The sequence below is a fragment of the Streptomyces sp. NPDC058291 genome, assembly GCF_042880855.1.
Taxonomy (GTDB): Bacteria; Actinomycetota; Actinomycetes; order Streptomycetales; family Streptomycetaceae; genus Streptomyces.
The window spans coordinates 1-16742 of sequence record NZ_JBHVYK010000129.1; the positions used below are offsets into that span (position 1 = coordinate 1).

Here is a 16742-nt window from a genome sequence, read left to right on the forward strand (position 1 = left end):
GCAACCTTGCCCCAACCTCAGGCAGAAACGGACATCACCTTACGAACCGCCCACTAAGAACCGTTACTGAGCTGTCGCAGCACGCGTTGTTCTGTCCACTGCGTCAACCAGCTGCGTACCTGGGGGCCGACGACTGTGTGGTCCTCGTGGTCGAGCTGGCGGACCAAGCGGCATGGTTGATGCCGTTGACGCCGGCTTCCTCGATGATCTCCAGCGCCCGCTCCCGTGCCGTCCCGGAATGGCTCCCGCTGGAGTCGGCAGGGAGTGTGATCTGTTGCCCATGCGCAGAGGTGCCGTTCTTCGGAACAGTGACCAGCTGCTGGGCGCCCGTCATCCGCAGGTTGTAGGCGGCGATCGCCTGTCCGAGCGTCTCTGCGGTGTATCCCGGCAGACGCTGACCGGTCGTTCCGCCGTAGCGGGCGTTGATCTTGCCGCGGTTGGGCCGGAGGACACCTACCTCACGCAGCATGGCGCACAGCTCGCCACCGACGATATTGACGTTCTCTCCCATTGCGTCAGCCAGGTCACGGGTGGGTGGCCATCTCCTTCTTCGGCGCTCCGGACACGAGCTGGAAGGCACGACGCAGCAGCAGTGGCGCATGCTCGCCCGTGGCCAGAGTCGGGCTCAGTGCCGCCTGAGCGCTGTGAAGGTACCGGCCGGTGCCGATGAGGATGACCTCGCCAACGGCACTCCACTCCTGAAGCCAGCTCTGCGTCTGAACCTCGGTGATCGTGCGGCCTTCGGCGGCCAGCGCCCTCATCAGCGTTCCCACCGTGAGCCCCGAGGGCCATCGCACGCTGCGCACGACCTCCAGCGCCCGTGTCCGGTCGCACGACTCCTTGGCGGGTGGCCGCACAACGTGTTCCGCTTGCGGCGGCACCCGGTCGGTCGTCCGTTCGTTCTTATCCTTCACAGCGCTGGTCGATTCGCAGGCCGCAGGCCGAGCAGCCGACTCCGGCTGGTCTTGGGCCCCGGACGAAACCGCCGTCAGCCCCGGCGGCGCCTCGTGGGTGTCATCCACGGCGACGAGCAAACGTCCGACTTCGGCCGCAGGAGTGCCTTCCGCCAGCAGCGCGCCAACCAGGTGCCCAATCCTTCGCCCCTCTTGCTCGGCCTCCGCCCACAGTTCGCGTGCTGCCCGGGACGCTTTGTTATGGCGTTCGATGCAATAGGACAGTTCATGCAACGGGTTGCTTTGTTCCACACCCGACCAAACGGTGCAGGCCTGCGTGAGGGCACGCCGTGGCGACCGGTCTGTGTCTTGACGAGGCACACCACAGCATGTCCGCGAAACGGCTGGCAGCAATCAATGTCCCAGGGCATGGGTCAGGTGTCACGGCGGGGAGCGTGGTCGAAGAACCGGTTGTCGGTGTCGATACGGATTTCTCGCACGCCGGGATAGGGGCGAGGAAGAGGGTCGTTGGTGGCGGCGATGACCTGACAGGCGTAGCCATCGGGGGAGGCGTCGTCGGCGATATCGATGAGCGTGTCGATCAGTCGCAGCCCGCTGGCGTGGTCCAGGCCCTGGGCTCCGAGGCCGGTCAGCGGCGAATCGATGATCAGGAGCGGGGGCACGCGGACGCCGGGGTCGGCGCGGCCGAGGTCGCGCAGGGCCAGGAGCAGTGCGACGTTGGTGGCCACCTTGGGGCTGCCGGCGACCGAGCTCTCGGCGAAGGTCTTGTCGGCGGTGTGCCGCTCCTTAACGCGCGTGGTGAAGTCGTCCGGATCGATGGAAGCGGTCTCGACGTCGGGATTGATCTGCTGCAGCCGGGTGAGGAAGAACTCCGCCCAACGACCGGTGACTTCCTTGCGGCGCACGTCGTGAGCGGTGACCGCGGCGTCCCGGGCGGCCTGCGCCGCTTCCATCTGCTCCTTGGCCGCCTTGATGACCTTCTCCTGAGCACTGATGTAGTCGGCCGACTCCAGGCGTTCCTTGAGCTGGGCGACGTCACGGCTCAGGCCGTGAGCCTCCTTCTCAGCCTGCTGCGCGGCCGTACGGGCTGGCTGGAGATGGCCGTCGTCGTAGGCGTCGCGGGCGGTGAGCGCGGCCGCGGCTGCCGTGTCGGCTTCCGCCGCCTCCGCAGCGGCAGCGACCGAGGCATCCTCCAGAGTGCGCAGCCTGAGCCGGAGCCGGTCCACCTTCGCGCGGGCCGCGGCGATCTGCTGTTCACGCCGGCCTGCCTGGCCGTCGTGCGGCTGCCCGCACTGCAGGCACAGGCCCGGCTCCCGCTGTGGAAGAGGCTGCCCGCAGCACGTGCAGTCCTGCGCCTTCGGGCTGAGCAGTTCTGCGAGCTGGCCCTCGGCGCGCGCGTGTTCGGCGGTGGCACCGTTCAGCCTGACGTGGGCGGAGACAGCCTGTTTGGCGGTCTTCCGACGCTGAGCCTCGGCCGCCTTGTGCAAGGCGACAAGCCGCCCGCGCTCCCCGACAGCGGTCTTCAGCGCCGCGTCGGCCTTCTGCCACCGCTCCGCCGCCGCCAGGTGCTCTCGCTGCTTCTGCTCGTAGGCGGCGCGAACACTGACGGGATCAGCCAGCGCACCGCTGTCCCGCAGCTTCTTGAACGCCGCCAGAGCAGAGCGGGCCGCCCGGTGGCGGGATGTGGCTTCCGACGCGTTCTTCTCCAGGCCCGCGAGGTCCTCGTTCCACAAGCCGAGGAGGACCTCCAGCGCCAGGACCCGCGCCTCATCTTTTCCGCCGCCAAGAAACTGCGAGGCGATCGTGTTCTGCCGCAGCGCCATGACAGTGCCGTAGAAGTCGTCCAGCCCCACACGTGTGGCCCCGCGGACAGCGGCGGGAAGGCCAAGCAGGTCCTGGACGAAGGCACCCGCCGTCCTCTCGCCAGGCTTCGTACTCGTCACCGGCAGCACATGCTCGATCTCGTCCGGGTTGTCGAGATTCTTCAACGACACCCGGGCCCGCGGGTTCGATCCGCTGCGGGTGGCCTGCCAGCGGGTGCCCGCGACCCGGAAGACGAGCCGGACGTACTCACAGCTGCGGACCTCTGGCATGACCGTTGCCGTGAGGAGTCCCAGCGGATAGAGCAGCGCCTCGAGCGCGGTGGACTTTCCTGCCTTGGAGTGGCCCACGAGGAAGGTCACCAAGCCCCTGAAGTGGCGGGCGTACCAGACCTCGCCCCGTCGGAACTCAAGCCGCTCGATCACAAACGACGGGCCCACTGGGCCTCCTCCGCATCCGGTGTGTAAATCCACACCGGAAACGACCACCGGCCGTACGAGTGACGGCCTCGGTGTCTGCGCAGCCGTCGGCCCTCCCGTGGGGAGGGCCGGGAGGGACGGCGCGGCCCCGCCCAGGTGACAGCGCACGGGCGGGGCCATAGGTGGGGCCTCCACGGGGGGTGGAGGATCACCGCCGTCACAGCATTGCACTGGATTCGGCCACACAACAGGGCTGTGACCGGAATTAGGCATGTGGCGGGTACGGGTACGTACCCGTACCCTTGAGGTATGGGAAGGAGCACGACGATGTCCGATGCCAACGTCCGTATCCCCGAGGAAGCCAAGGACCGGCTGGCCGCCATAGCTGCCGCTGAGGGTCTGTCGCTGCGCGCGTATCTCGCCCGTCTCGCTGAGACGCTGCTGACTCCGGCCGAGCGGGCCGAGCGGGCGGAGAAGGCCCGGGCCGCGCTGAAGGAGTGGAACGGCTACGCGCCGACCGCTGCCGAGGAGCAGGACCTGGACAGCGAGCTGGACCGGCGCCTGGCCCAGGTGACCAGCCAGTGAGCGACGCTGTGCACATCGTCCTGGACGACACCGCGATGGCCGCAGCCGGCCAGGGCAACGTCCTTGCTTCCCGTCTGATCCACCGTGCCCATGCCGAGTCGGGCTGGTTCCTGTACGCCCCGGCGTGCGCATTAGTGGAAGCCGATCGCGCCCGGCCCGGCACGGCAGAGCACCTGGCTTCGCTGCCGGGCATCACCGTCCTCGATCTGGACCTGGCCGCCGCCCTGGCCGTCGCCCGGCAGGAGACCTGGGCCGCGGCGCACAGCCAGTACGCGGCGCAGCCCACCCCGGACCGTCCCGACGGCGCGATCATCGCCACCACGGCCCCGCACCGGTGGGCAGGTGAGCCGGTCCGCGTACTGGACCTCACGCCCTGAACGCAGCAGCACCCAACCCGCAGCCCCGCCGGACAGCGGGGCTGCGGGCATGTGTCACCGCGGGACGTGCAGGTGATCGCGGCGGGTGGTGACCAGGCCTCGCCATCGCCGCCGCGTGTGCTGTGCGCCGTCGATCCAGCGTGTTGGTGAGGCTTTCTCGAGGGGCAGGTCGGCCATGAAGGCGGCGATGTCGCTGTAGTAGGCGAAGTCGCCGCCGCGGGTGTTCTCGCGCAGCCGGGCGATCGTGGCGGCCACCTGGTCCTGGTCGTTGCGGACGGCGTGGTGGAAGGCGAGGGCGAGGTCAAGGGCGAGCTCGGCGTACGTCACGCCCCCTGTAAGGATCTCGGCGCGCAGCACCTGGGCGCGGTCGTCGACGTCGGCGTCGGTGCGGCCAGCGTCGCGGGCGAGCGCCGCGATCCGGGTGATCAGGGTGGTGGCGCGTAGATCCACGTCGGCTAGAAGCTGCTCAGCGAGGGCGAGTTCGTCGTCGGCGACGGCCGGGTCGGTGAAGGCCAGTGCGAAGGCGTGGTGGGCCTGGCTGTTGCCGCGTTCACCGGTGACACCGTGGTGTTCGGCTTCGTTGCGTGCGGCGGCGTACGCGGCGGCGGCGCGGTCCATGTCGCCGTGGGGCCACCAGATGTCGCCTTGGACGCGGTGGTGGCGGCCTTCTCAGCCCAGGGTGTGGGCGGTGGGGAAGTCGCCGGCCATGCGGGCGAGATGGGCAAGTCCGCGTCGGGCGGCGGGGGCGAGGCGGCCCTGGCCGTCGGCGACGGCCTGCATGCCTGTACGGGAGGCCGAGCTGTTCCCGAGATCGCGGTGGGCCTTGGCCCGGTAGTACAACGCCATGTGCTGCAGGTCGTCGGGGAGCAGGTGACTGTCGATGACCGTGGTGAGGCGGACGACGGTGTGCGAGCGGTGCTGGTGCTGGCGGCGGGCGAGCGCGCTGAGGAGTTCGACCAGGGCGTCGGCGGCCGTGTCCAGTCCCGTGCTGTCGGTGTCGGGTGGGGCGAGGGGTTCCCACACGGAGTCGCTGACGCAGGTCCAGGCCGCCGGGATGAGCCAGCCGAGGTCCAGGCGGCGGTCGCGGGCCAGGCGCAGGCCTTGGCGCAGGCAGGCAATCAGCAGCAGCCTGCCCGGCCCGGGGGAGTTGTGGTGCTGTTCGCCAAGGGTGGTGAAGGCGCGCTGCGCAGCCTGCTGCCAGTCGCGCTCACTCCAGCGGTCATCAGTGGTGTCGTCGGCGTTGCGTACGGCGGAACGGATCAGGCCGTGGAGGTGGGAGGGCCACAGGCCGAAAGAGTCCTCGCGGACGAAGGGGCGCTCGGTCAGCCGCAGGGCGGGGCCTTCGTGGGCGAGGCCGGCGGCCCGGGTGGCGAGGGGGACGTCGAAGGCGTCCAGCAGGCTCACCGAGCGCAGGACGTGGCGTTCGTCGGGGGTGAGGTCGGTCAGGGTGCGGGCGACCAGGGCGGGGAAGTCGTGGTCGAAGTCGCCGGGTTGCGGGGTGCGCCCGCTGCGGCTGAGCTCCAGGAACCGGGCGACGGACAGATCGAGATAGAGGGGCAAACCGTGCGAGCGGGCGGTGATGACTTGCCGGACGGGCTCGCTGATGAGGGGCTGCCCGCCGCGGGTGAGGCGGCGGGCGAGGTAGTCGTCGCAGTCCTCGGGGGAGAAGTCGCCGATCAGGACCTGCCGTGCGGTGCCGGCACCGGTGGGGGTGCGGGCGGCTGGCACGGCCGTGTGGACGAGGCCGGGCCAGGCGGTGGGGCCGGTGTAGTCGAGCTGGCCCTGCAGCGCGGGGTCGGCCCACTGCAGGCGGGAGCGCCCGGTGATCACCCAGAAGGCGTTCGGCAGGAGCCACACCGCCCGCTGGACCAGGCGCTCCAGGTCGCGGCGGGTGCGGTCGCCGATGTCCTCGAACGTGTCCAGCAGGACGACCGGCACGACGCGTTTGCCCTCGGGGAGGCGGGCGAGCTCCCACGCCAGCAGGTGCGGGTAGAAGGACAGGGCGTCCAGGTCGGGTTCGGCCTCCAGCAGATCGGCCAGCCGGGCGCATCCTGCCAGGGCCCGTACGGCCTGGCGGCGTTCACGCAGCGCACCGACCAGGGCGCCGGTGACCTGGCCGACGACCGAGCCGATAGTGCCGGGCAGCATGAGCGCTTGGGCGATGTCGGAGAGCGCGGACTGCATCTGCTGCGGCAGGGCCTGCCCGAACCGGGAGCCGAGACCGCCGCGGCGCAGGTACTCCTCCAGGGGCTCGCCGGGGTGGTTGGCCTCCCAGTAGCGGCGCAGCGCCAGGTCGAAAGCTGGCAGGGGGCGCCCGATCCGGGTGAGGGCGGCCCGGATCGTCAGCACGATCTGCTCGAAGTCGGTGCCGGCGGAGCGAGCGAGGTCGATGCGTACGGGCAGGATGCGGTCTGCCGGCCAGCCTGGTGCGCCCCACTGGGAGGGGCGGCGTCCGGCGTCGGCGAGCGCTGCCTCCAGCGTCCGGGACAGGGTTGTTTTGCCGATGCCGCCCACGCCGTGGAAGACGAGCACGTGGTTGCGGGGCGCCTCGAGGTCCTCGGGGTCGAAGCCGGGGGCACCGACATGCTGAAGGTGCTCGGTGAGCACGGCCGCGACCGTCTCCCATTGCGAGGACCGGTTCGTGAACGCCTCGACGGCCTGCACGCTGCGGTCGTTCGTGCTGAACAGCGGGCAGGCTCCTTCGCACCCCGCTGCCTGGGGGAGATGCTTCTCCAAGGGGCCTGATGCGGGCATAGGTTGGGCCCAGGTGATCATCGTTTCGGGGGTGGGACGTGGCAGGTCGGGATCTGCGCGCCTTCGTATTGATCTTGATCGGAAACGGCCATTGTCTCCCTGGCCGAATCCGGTGACTTAAGTGCCGCAACGCGCCGCGAACTGCGAGCAGCATGCTGCGGACCTTGTTCGGGACGTGGTGACCTGGTACAGCACCCAGATCGCTGCCGAGCGCAGGACCCCGGTTCCCGACGAGGGCCGAATCGAAGAGCTGACCGCCGGCCGTCAGGCCGCGCTCGAGGACCAGCGGCGCCTCGACGCTGCCGGCCGACAGGAGACCGAGCGGATCTCACTGCCGCCATCCAGGCCGGAAAAGTCGCTGCTGGGAGTGTCAGACATGCCTACCGAGCCCGAGGCCGTGCGCCGTAACGGCAGGGGCCAGACGGACGGGTGCGGCCGGTCGATCCGGGCCGGCTGCACCCGCGCGGGCATCAACGGCCGCGCCAACGCGGCAATCGCGTCCAGCTCCCGCCGGTGCTGCGGAAGCGCGCGGCGCAGCGCCTGGTGGAGCCGGAGGAACTGCACGGCCTCCTGATCGGTGTACGGGCGCATCCGTTCCGCGGCGAGCACCCAGGCAGCCCGCCGACCCGCGCCCTGCTCCTGCCGGAGCAGGGCCTCGCCGTCCCGGCGGATCACCGTCACGGCCGTGATCGCCGGATGCCGCTGCGCGGCGTCGACGACGTCGGCCAGGGCGCGGAAACAAACGTCATGCCCCGCGCGTGAAGTGAAACGGGCGTAACCGCCTGCCTGCAGGGAGCGGGCGTACCGCAGCGCTGTGGACAGCAGACTGTCCGCCTCCCGCACCGCCAGCACCACCAGCTCGACCGGGTAACCGTCGGCTGCGAACGGCAGCGCGCTGGAGAGGAACTCTTCCACGCTGCCCGGCGCGCCCTCGATCATTGCGTCGCCGCGGCGCCGGCGCACGTACTCTTCGGCCTCGGCGAACCAGGCACGGTAGTCGGCCCGGATCGCGGCACCGGCGTTGCGGGGATCCTCTGTCAGCAGCCGCAGATAGTCCGGGTGCGATGCCTTGAAGTCGTCACCGACCAGGCGGGTCGTCCCCGACCGCATGGACCGCTTCACCATCCGGGCTGCCAGCAGCTTCCCCGCCCCCGGCTGCCCAGCACGTAGACCGCCCGTGGGTCGTCACGGCTGACGATCGCATTCAGGTACGACGGCGCGATCAGCTCATCGAAGACCCACCGGTGTTCCTCGGCCGACAGCCAACGACCGCGGCCGCTTCGTCGACGACGCCTCCTGGGGCCACCGCCGCGGCGGCCGCCACTGAACCACCCGCCCTCCCACAGGGCCACGCCACGGGGTGATCGCCCCATGGCGTGACATACGGCGGCGCGCGACCCGGTGATGCGGTCGCGCGCCGCTTCACGTTCGGCGGGCTCCGCTGTGCCGGGGGAGGCCCGGGTTTCGTAGGCTGGAGGTGCTCGGGGCTCACGGGGGTGGAGGTGTGCGGTGCCCCGAACGATTTGGTCCGGCGCGATCAGCTTCGGCCTGGTCACAGTGCCGATCAACGTGGTCAGCGCGACCGAGGACCACAGCATTCACTTCCACCAGTACCACCTGGAGGACATGGGCCGGATCCGCACGCGCAAGGTCTGTGAGACGAGGACCGCGAGGTCGGCCAGGCGGAGATCGGCAAGGGCTACGAGCTCACGAAAACCCAGGTCATCCCGATCACGGATGAGGAACTGCGCGATCTGCCGCTGCCCACGACCAAGGCGGTCGAGATCGAGGCGTTCGTGCCCTTGGAGTCGGTGGACCCGATCCGCATCGCGGAAGGTTACTACCTCCAGCCCGCCGGCCAGGTCGCGGCGAAACCGTACAAACTGCTGCGCCAGGCCCTGGAGCGCTCATCGAAGGTCGCGGTCGCCAAGTACGCCTGGTCGGGCCGCGAACGCCTGGGCCTGCTCAGGGTGCGCGAGGACGCGATCGTTTTGCACGCGATGCGCTGGCCGGACGAGATCCGCGACCCCGCCGAGCTGCTCCCGTCACCGGTGGAGGTGTCGGAGGGGGAGATCGAGGGCGCGCTGGCGCTGATGGAGTCCATGACCCGCGAGGACCTTCAAGGCGAGGAGTTTCACGACGCCTACACCGAGGCCATCGCGAAGATCATCGAGTCCAAGCGGGAGGACAGGCCGCTGCCCGAGGCGCCGGAGCCTAACGGCCTTGTGTACGAATGAGGTCGGGGCGTGTTGGCCTGGCGGGTTGTCTGATGGGTGCTCACCTCTCGGCGGCGCGGTCGGAGACCAGGGCGGCGACTGCCGCGTAGGTTTCGTCGAAGTACTCGCGGCGTCCGAGGTAGCGCTGGAGGGTTCGCCACTGCTTGTGTTCAGCGTTGGCGTGCTCGACGCAGATGCGCTCCGAGGACTGCTGATGGCGGGCTGCGTCCCAGGCGGCGATGTCTTCGGGCGCGGCGCCCTTCTTTGGTTTGAGCGGCGGGGCTTGGACCTGGTCGGGGAATTGCTTGGCAAGTCCCCGGTAGCCCGCGTCGACCTTGGCTCTGACCTGGGGGTACTGTTCGAACAGGTCGCAGATTCCCTCGGTCTTCACGGCTGTCTGGTCGTGCATTCGGCCGGGTCGGAAGGCCCCGGCCCACAGGGTGCGGCCCTGCCCGTCAGTGACGACGGTGGCCTTCTTGGTGTTCTGCCGCATCTTGCCCGAGACGTAGGCGCGACGGCCTGGCTTGTTCGCCCGGGGTCGTCGAACCCGGACCTCCGTCCCGTCCAGCCGCAGCTCGACGTCCTCAGCCGCCGCATAGGCGAAGACGTCCGCGAGAGTGCGAAGCCGCCGGTCACCCTGCCCGGGAACAGCAAAGCCACGAGCTGCCAGAAGGGGACGGACCTCGTGGACAGCCCGGGTGATCGTGGAGCGGTCCACTCCGTAGAGCAGGGCCAGAGCCCCGTGCGGGAGCTGGAACCGTAGGACGACCAGCGTGGCGATGACCCGGTCGGTGAACACCAGCTGGTGATTCGGTCCCGCGCCGGCCGCACGCAACCGGCTGCGGCCTCGACGCTCGTGCAGTCGGCCCTCCTCGGCGGCCATCCACGCCTCGGCCAACTCTGCGATCAGCGAACCGAGTCGACGGCGCTGGAGGCCGGTGAAGACACGATGGGACAAGGCTGTGCGGCCAAGGTGTTGCGTCACAGCGGCACCCAGCCCACGCGGCCCTGGGCATGCCATGGCAGAAGCCTGATCTTGTCAGCGCGCCACGTTGTGGTGTTCCGGCACCGGCTCAACCCGAGCTCGGGAGGCCAGAGAGCAGGGCCGCGGCAGCTCGGTCGAAAGGGGCGATGCTGCCCGCAGCGCGACACAGGATGTGAGCGCCTTCGAGGGTGACGATCATGAGGGTGGCCAGATCAGCGGCCTGGGATGAACTGATTCCGGCGTGGGTGAGTTTTCCGGTGAGCTCGCCGACCCAGCCGGCGAACCCTTCGGCCGCGACAGAGCGCAGGCTGCCCTGGTCGGCAATGGCCGCACCGCCGTCGACGGTGACCGCCGCGACTGCGCAGCCGCCGCCCCCGGCGGACGCCTGCACGACAGGGCGGACGTTGCCAAGGAACGCCTCCACAACTTCGCGTGGCGTGCGGGCCGGCAGTTCGTGCAGGTGGCCGCGGACGTCCTCCGCGTTGCGGCGGGCGGCTTCGAGTGCGAGTTGCTGTTTGCCGCCCGGGAAATGGTGATAGATCGCTCCGCGCGCGGCACCACTCTCGGCCAGGACGTCGGTGAAGGACATCGCGGCCAGGCCGTGGCGCTGCAGCAGTCCGATCGCTGCGCTGATCATGCGGGTTTTGGTGTCCGCGGCCATCGCGTCTCCCTTGACTAGTACGGACATCCTAGTCCATGCTCACCCCACTAGGACGCACGTACTAGTAGCGCGGGCTGGACAGCCCCCGAAACCGGAGGTTCGTGATGGGCAAGACCTTTCTCTACACCGAGATCCAGGCGGCAGTGCCGTTCGATCAGTTCGACTGGCACCAGGTCAACGTGGCTCTGAAGACCGCACCGGGCCTGATCCGCAAGACGTGGCTGTCCGGGATCGGCACCCACACCATCGGTGGTTTCTACGAGTTCGACAGCGCCGAGAACGCGCTGGCCTACGCCCAGGGCCCCTTCGCCGAAGAAGCCCGCCGGGCCGGAGCCCCGGCAACGACACGACTGTTCGACGGCGACATCGTCAAGAACGCCAGTATCGACCTGAACTCGCCCTACTACACCTGACACCGCAGGGCGCCGCGGAGTCACCTCTGAACACCGCCTCGCTCCACGGCCGGGGCGAGGCGGTCCCAACGGAAAGTCATCTCAGTGAACATCACGCGGCACCCCGAGAGCACCGTGAGCTGGATCGACCTCGGCACTCCCGACACGGAGACGACGACGGCCTTCTACACCGCGCTGCTCGGCTGGACCGTCGCCCAACCGGACCCCACCGGCTACCGGCTCTGCACGCTGCGCGGACATCTTGTCGCCGCCCTGGGGCCGGCCGAGGACGCAGGCGCACCCTACTGGACGATCAACGTCACCGTGTCGGACATCCAAGCCACCGCCACCCGCTTCACGCACCTGGGCGCCCAGATCATCGTGGCACCCACCGAAGTCGGGACACTCGGCCACTACGCCGTCGCTCTCGACCCCGTCGGCGCACCACTGTCACTCTGGCAGCCCGGCACCCACACCGGCATGCAACTGAACCACGAACCGGGCACCTTCGCCGGCATCAGCCTGCTCACCGACCACTCCGCGCATGCCGCCGCCTTCTACCGACCAGCACTGCACTGGAACTCCAACCCTGAGCACACCGAGTTCCGGTTGCCGGACAACTCCATCGCCGCCACCGGCAAGCCGCCAGGGAAACCAACAGTGCAGCGATCACTCTGGCTGGTCAGCTTCGCCAGCAACAGACCCGATGCCGACGCCCAGCAGGCCCGACAGCTCGGTGCGACCGAAGTTCGCCAGGACTCCAACGGAGACGTGGTCATGCGAGATCCCACCGGTGCTCTGTTCGGTCTTACCCAGCATGTTTGATAGTCCCGCTCCGCCCGGGACGCGTTGCCCCAGGCAATCGCGCACCATGTTGTAAGGAGCAGGGGCAGGTCCTGGACCTGATGGCCGCACTGCAGGAATCGGTGCGCAAGGCGCAGGCCTCCCGCGGCGAAACCGAGGAGACGGACGCCGACGTGCACGAGATGGAGCCGAAGAAGAAGACGGCGGCCGCCAAGAAGAGCGCGAGGAAGACGCCGGCTGCAGCAGCGCGAGCTAAAGCAGAAGCCGCTGCAGTGGCCAAGGCTCAGGCCATCGAACGGGCCAAGGCGGCTGTAGCCGAACGTCGCAAGAAGGAAGGAATATTCTCCAGCATCAAGAACGGGATTTCGGGAAAGTGGAATTCCTTCAAAAATGATGTGACGAGCACGGATTGGTGGAAGCATAAGGGAGTCGACTTTGCGGTCGGTTTCCTAGCTATTGCAGGCACGGCTGCATGCATAGCCTCGGTGGTTTGTACAGGTGGTTTGTTCATTGTTGGTGCATCGGCTCTCTTCGTCACTGGTATCGGAGCGCATATGGCAGTGGCCTCCGAGGAGGAACGAAGCCGTGGAGGAGCTCAGTACCTAGCCAGAACCGCCAAGGCTGAGGCGAAAGGTATGTTCCTGGGGGCAACCTTCGGGCGTGGAATGCTGGGAGCCATTCGTGGCGGAGCCAAGCAAGGAATCGCAGGGCCGGGTCTCACCACGCGAGGCGCCTCCGATCCGCTGCTAGCGGTTGTTCCGCGCGGACAGTGGGGGAAGACACTGATCAACCACGTCAAGGGCCTATGGTAAAGGTCGATCGACGAGCGGGCGCCGGGCTGATCTCGCTCGGTGCCCGCTGCAGTCGCCTCAGGCAAGAAAGTAGGGGAGGAGAGGCCATGTGGGTGCTGGAAGTGTTGATTGGCGTAGTGCTGGCGGCAGCCGTCGGTCAGGCCGTCGTCGCGATCACTGCTCGCAGGGCGAGGAGACGTGAAGCGCAGTTCGGTGCATCCCGAGAGATAGCGATCCCATGCAGACTCGCGTGGCCCGGGCGGACAGGAAGCAGAAGATTGAGATACGGCAAGCTTGTCGTAAATGGCTTTTCGGTCACCTTTAGAACGGCAAGAGGAAAAGACTTCCCCGTGCCGGCCGGTTGCACCTTATCGGTGACGCCAAGCTGGCGAACAGGAATCGTGACTGTGGAATGCTGCACTCCAGAAGGTGAAGATATCCATATTCTTGCAAGCGAGTCTGATTCCGCAGCAATAAGGTCCGCGATCAGGCGAGTCGAGAATTAAGGGGGGTTTCGGTGCGCGTGTCAAATTCTCGCGAGGAAGGTCCCGAAAGCTATCGTGATGGGATCTCGAATGACCGTGCGCGCATTCGGGGCGTGCTTCGGGCGGACCGCCCTGCGGCGGATGTGGGATTCTTTATTCTAGTTGTCGCAACTGTTGTATTATTCTTTGTTTGGAGCTACAAACATGCTTTGATTCTGGATGCCGCATTCACTGTCTGGTTCCTCGGTGCTCTGGTAATCATCAGAATCTGCGGGGGGCGCGGTAAGGATGCTTTGAGGCGCGCGTACATTGCCACATTCGGGTGGGGAAACTGGTTCTGACAGGGCTGCGTTGTCCTCCCCCCTTACGCATGCTGCAGACAGGAAGCACCTTCCAACCACACGTTGTCAGCCCGGCAGTTGGGATGAACAGACAGATGAAGCCCCTGGTAGATGGGTTTCGACCAAGAGAACCATCTCCGCCAGGGGCTTCGGATGCTTGCCTACCCGTCCGGCGTCGACGTGTCCACCTCTGCCCTGCGCTTCCTTGCCGCCCGCCTGAGGGAACACCGCCGCGGTCTCCGAACCCGATGGCGGCGCCTGAACGCAGGACGGCAGGCCCTGCTCACCCTCGCCCACCTGCGCAACGGCCAGCCCCCGCTGACTGTCAGTGAACCTTTCTCGGTAATGGCTCATGACGTTGCGTGATCGTTCAGATGGCTCGGCCGTAGTCGTTGGAGCAGGACGAGAGCTGCGGCGATCGAGCCGCGACTGGCTCCCCAAGTTGGGGGGAGGCTGCCGAGTAGGCGGGAGAGAGCGTGGGTAGGGGGTTGCTGCTTGTCTACGCTGGTGCCCACGTTTACTCGTCGGGGGACTCCGTCGCCAGCGGGATGCCGCACTGCAGGCAGCCGTTCGCGTGGTCGTCCCGGCAGACGTAGCCGATGGCACCATCCACGCACCATTCGGCGGCCTCCTCGGACAGCAGGTCGGGCCCGGCATGGAGCAGCCGACGAAGTTCCGTGGTGTCCGCAATGTCGACCGGGCGGTTGGTGAACCACTCGTCGAACCAAAACTTGTCTCGGTGCACGTGCCAGTGCGCATTCTCCCGGTCGTCGACAGCCGTAGTGAACCGATCGACGATGCGCCCCCAACTCGGTGTTCCGAACCAGCCGTTGTCGGACGCGCAGAAGAATTCGATCAGGGTTCGCAGGTCGAACGTCCTCTCGCGAAGGCAGTACGCTCGCCCCCAAGCGATCGCGTCCTGTGCCATCTCCGCGAGTTCTTCGCGCGGATCAGCCTCGTGCGCCGGGTCGTCAGGATTGTGGCAGGCCAGCCCGAGCTCGAGAACAGACTGCCCGGTCGGTAGAACCCGGGACGGGTTGACGATCGCGAGACCGAGACCGATCCAGTCGACATGGTCGAACGACAGCATCGAGCGCACGAGTCGGGTGGTTGCCGTGTTGATCCGCATCATTGTGCCGTCGTGGAGCGGACTCTTCCCGGCATGCCAGTTCTCGACGGGTGTGTTGCGCCACACCGCGAGCGTGATGCGGGTGGCAGCGAGCCACAGCAGGGCGTCGTCGTCGAGGTGCCCGAACCGCTTGGCGCACTCCTGGGCGCCGTAGGTGATCAACTCTTCCGGTTTCGGCCACCTGTGGCTGTCGGGCCCTTCAGGCGCGTACTCGTAGTCGTCGGCGTACTCGTCGAGGATCGCGCTCAACTCGGCAGCGCTGTAAGCCTCGCTGTACTCGGAGCTGTCCGGCTCCTCGACGGTGTACATGTCGTGGTCCCAGGAGACGTACACGTCGCGCCAGAGCACGACGTCATCGCACTCGCTGGCGTTGTCCGTCACAACCGGCCTGATGGTGATCGGGGCAGTACGCCCGTCGGTTCGCTCGCCGTCCTTCTCGGCGGCCCATGCGGTGATGACCCCGAGCGGCTTCGGAAGGAGAGGACCGACCTCGGTGATGCTGAACGGCTCGTCGTCGTCATCGGTGTCGAACCGGCTGTTGACGAACGCGACCGCCTCGGAGGGCGTGCTGACGATGGACTGGCTACCACTCTCGTTGTCAACCACTCGCCACAACGGGCTGTTCTTCACGGTGCTCTCCGATCGCGGTGAGTGCACCCGGGGCGGGTGCGATGCGCCGGGTCGCTCGGCACTGACACCAACTTATGGGCTGATCAACCCATCCGTAGTCCCGAAGGTGCTTGTCGGCGATAACGTTCGGTACGTTCGCGTGCAACCTGCTTTTCGCGACCGCGGCGACACATCAGAGTCCAACGGCGCAGGAGGCGAAGATGGCGCTGAACAAGAAGGGTTCCCGGTGCATAACCGTTGACGGGATCGAGTACCGCTGGCGGATCCGCAGGAAGCCCTCCTACATGCAGGGACTCTGCTGGACACCACTGACCTATGCGGTTGAAGCAGCCAGCGGCAGCCAGCCGGGCACGACCTTGATCGTCACCAGCGGCCAGGCCCATCCCAGCAACTGGGTGGGCGTCGAGGCGGAGCCCATTCGTCCGGCTCACGTTGTTGCCAGCATTCGAGAGGCACGGGATCAAGGCTGGGATCCAACCCGGGTCGGTTCTCCTTTCCAGCTCGACCGATCCGCAGGATTCATCGCCCAGTCATGAGACAGAGCGGAGTAGGGCGGCGCCTCTGGCCCGGCATCATGGCCTGGTGACCACATGGATGCGCTGCTACTGGGACGAGGAAGACATCTGGTTCTACTTCGAGGTCGACGCCGAAGGCTGGGTGATCCGGCAGGTCGAACTCGAAGGGCCAGAGCTGATCCCAATCGCAGCTGCTTCCCTCGCCGAGTGGCAGCGGGCCCGCGACGCAGGCCGCCTCGGTGATTACGACAGCAGATTCGGGATCACCGCCGAGCTGCCCGTCTCGGAATGGGAAGGCCACGACCCCGAACAACTCACCTTCGAGGAGTTCGAGGACGTCTGGGGCCTTGCCCGTCAGCAGATCGCATCCCGGCCCAGCTGACCTCTCGGTGCCGCACTGGCTTCTTGGCATCATCGCGACATGACCCCGACCCTTCCCCGCACCGTCCGAGCCGTCGACACCGCTCAGCTCCTGGACCTGGCCCAGGAGGTCGCCATGCATGGCTTCAGCCAGCGCGGCTCCCGGTCGACTGGCTACGAGAGCACCTCGCCGCAGAAGCGACGCACTACCTGTTCCCGACACTCGTGCAGCGGCTCACGCACCGTCCCGAGGTGCCGCTGCAGTGGAGGTGCCAGCAACTGCTGACCGTCAGCACCGGCGAGCAGGGGTCTCCTCGATGTCCTTCCCGACACCTTCGACAAGATCTCGGAGACCTTGGACACGGCGTCCAAGAAGGACATCGTCAACCGCATCGAGCAAGCAGTGAAGGTGCGGAAGTGGATGGAACGGACGGCCGCCGATGCAGGCTCATTAGGTCCGGCGCAGCCGGCTGGCCAGTCTGAGGAAATGACATCGATCTGAGACAGCCGGGACTGCTGCAGGGTTGGGTGACACCTGACCTGGCTTGCTGAGAAGCGGCCTG

The 16742-nt window shown here is 67.6% G+C and carries 16 protein-coding genes and 3 pseudogenes; 10 read left to right on the forward strand and 9 right to left on the reverse strand.

Annotated features, from left to right (window positions below):
* Positions 1–103 precede the first annotated feature (103 nt).
* The 3 genes from ACFVYK_RS35915 to ACFVYK_RS35925 all read right to left on the reverse strand — a co-directional run bounded on the left by ACFVYK_RS35915 (position 104) and on the right by ACFVYK_RS35925 (position 3085).
* Positions 104–511, reverse strand: coding sequence for a hypothetical protein (locus tag ACFVYK_RS35915; protein WP_389780941.1), 408 nt, complete (start codon positions 509–511; stop codon positions 104–106).
* 13 nt (positions 512–524) lie between these two features.
* Complete coding sequence (locus ACFVYK_RS35920) at positions 525–1205, reverse strand: hypothetical protein (RefSeq protein WP_389780942.1); 681 nt, start codon at positions 1203–1205, stop codon at positions 525–527.
* A 122-nt stretch (positions 1206–1327) separates the two neighbouring features.
* On the reverse strand, positions 1328–3085 hold the full coding sequence (locus ACFVYK_RS35925) for a hypothetical protein (RefSeq protein WP_389780943.1): 1758 nt from the start codon (positions 3083–3085) through the stop codon (positions 1328–1330).
* A 396-nt stretch (positions 3086–3481) separates the two neighbouring features.
* Here ACFVYK_RS35925 and ACFVYK_RS35930 point away from each other — a divergent pair, with 396 nt between their 5' ends.
* Together ACFVYK_RS35930 and ACFVYK_RS35935 are read left to right on the forward strand one after the other, a co-directional pair.
* Positions 3482–3739 carry a hypothetical protein gene (locus ACFVYK_RS35930; RefSeq protein WP_389780944.1) on the forward strand — a complete coding sequence of 86 codons (258 nt, stop codon included), beginning with the start codon at positions 3482–3484 and terminating at the stop codon, positions 3737–3739.
* Positions 3736–4116, forward strand: a complete 381-nt coding sequence (locus tag ACFVYK_RS35935) for a hypothetical protein (RefSeq protein ID WP_323711914.1) — start codon at positions 3736–3738, stop codon at positions 4114–4116. The genes ACFVYK_RS35930 and ACFVYK_RS35935 overlap by 4 nt, the downstream gene beginning before the upstream one ends.
* A gap of 54 nt (positions 4117–4170) precedes the next feature.
* On the opposite strand, the gene ACFVYK_RS35940 is transcribed toward ACFVYK_RS35935, so the two are convergent.
* From ACFVYK_RS35940 to ACFVYK_RS35950, 3 genes are all read right to left on the reverse strand, one after another.
* Positions 4171–4734 carry a hypothetical protein gene (locus tag ACFVYK_RS35940; RefSeq protein ID WP_389780945.1) on the reverse strand — a complete coding sequence of 188 codons (564 nt, stop codon included), beginning with the start codon at positions 4732–4734 and terminating at the stop codon, positions 4171–4173.
* A 51-nt stretch (positions 4735–4785) separates the two neighbouring features.
* Positions 4786–6852 carry an ATP/GTP-binding protein gene (locus ACFVYK_RS35945; protein WP_389780946.1) on the reverse strand — a complete coding sequence of 689 codons (2067 nt, stop codon included), beginning with the start codon at positions 6850–6852 and terminating at the stop codon, positions 4786–4788.
* 282 nt (positions 6853–7134) lie between these two features.
* Entirely contained in the window at positions 7135–7995 is an 861-nt protein-coding gene (locus ACFVYK_RS35950) for a zeta toxin family protein (RefSeq protein WP_389780947.1), read from the reverse strand.
* Positions 7996–8379: 384 nt separating this feature from the next.
* Between ACFVYK_RS35950 and ACFVYK_RS35955 the strand changes: the two are divergent.
* A pseudogene (locus ACFVYK_RS35955) lies at positions 8380–9083 on the forward strand (Ku protein); the annotation flags it as partial.
* Between the two features lie 64 nt (positions 9084–9147).
* Here ACFVYK_RS35955 and ACFVYK_RS35960 read toward each other — a convergent pair.
* Complete coding sequence (locus ACFVYK_RS35960; RefSeq protein ID WP_389780948.1) at positions 9148–10107, reverse strand: transposase family protein; 960 nt, start codon at positions 10105–10107, stop codon at positions 9148–9150.
* Positions 10108–10159: 52 nt separating this feature from the next.
* The gene (locus ACFVYK_RS35965; RefSeq protein WP_389780949.1) at positions 10160–10732 is read right to left on the reverse strand and encodes a TetR/AcrR family transcriptional regulator; all 573 of its coding nucleotides are present in this window, start codon (positions 10730–10732) and stop codon (positions 10160–10162) included.
* Between the two features lie 104 nt (positions 10733–10836).
* Between ACFVYK_RS35965 and ACFVYK_RS35970 the strand changes: the two genes are divergently transcribed.
* The 4 genes and pseudogenes from ACFVYK_RS35970 to ACFVYK_RS35985 form a co-directional block, all read left to right on the forward strand.
* A complete protein-coding gene (locus ACFVYK_RS35970) occupies positions 10837–11145 on the forward strand; it encodes a YdhR family protein (protein ID WP_389780950.1) in 309 nt (102 codons plus the stop codon).
* An 84-nt stretch (positions 11146–11229) separates the two neighbouring features.
* Complete coding sequence (locus ACFVYK_RS35975; protein WP_389780951.1) at positions 11230–11949, forward strand: VOC family protein; 720 nt, start codon at positions 11230–11232, stop codon at positions 11947–11949.
* An 80-nt stretch (positions 11950–12029) separates the two neighbouring features.
* Positions 12030–12740: a hypothetical protein gene (locus tag ACFVYK_RS35980; RefSeq protein ID WP_389780952.1), complete on the forward strand. Its 711-nt coding sequence runs from the start codon at positions 12030–12032 to the stop codon at positions 12738–12740.
* Positions 12741–13698: 958 nt separating this feature from the next.
* A pseudogene (locus ACFVYK_RS35985) lies at positions 13699–13890 on the forward strand (IS5/IS1182 family transposase); the annotation flags it as partial.
* Between the two features lie 172 nt (positions 13891–14062).
* Here the strand turns inward: ACFVYK_RS35985 and ACFVYK_RS35990 are convergent.
* Positions 14063–15304: a hypothetical protein gene (locus ACFVYK_RS35990; RefSeq protein WP_389780953.1), complete on the reverse strand. Its 1242-nt coding sequence runs from the start codon at positions 15302–15304 to the stop codon at positions 14063–14065.
* 200 nt (positions 15305–15504) lie between these two features.
* Between ACFVYK_RS35990 and ACFVYK_RS35995 the strand changes: the two genes are divergently transcribed.
* The 3 genes and pseudogenes from ACFVYK_RS35995 (at position 15505) to ACFVYK_RS36005 (ending at position 16681) form a co-directional block, all read left to right on the forward strand.
* On the forward strand, positions 15505–15840 hold the full coding sequence (locus ACFVYK_RS35995) for a hypothetical protein (protein WP_389780954.1): 336 nt from the start codon (positions 15505–15507) through the stop codon (positions 15838–15840).
* A gap of 58 nt (positions 15841–15898) precedes the next feature.
* Positions 15899–16201, forward strand: a complete 303-nt coding sequence (locus tag ACFVYK_RS36000; RefSeq protein WP_037818656.1) for a hypothetical protein — start codon at positions 15899–15901, stop codon at positions 16199–16201.
* Positions 16202–16240: 39 nt separating this feature from the next.
* Positions 16241–16681 (forward strand): annotated as a pseudogene (locus ACFVYK_RS36005) (hypothetical protein).
* Positions 16682–16742: the final 61 nt, after the last annotated feature.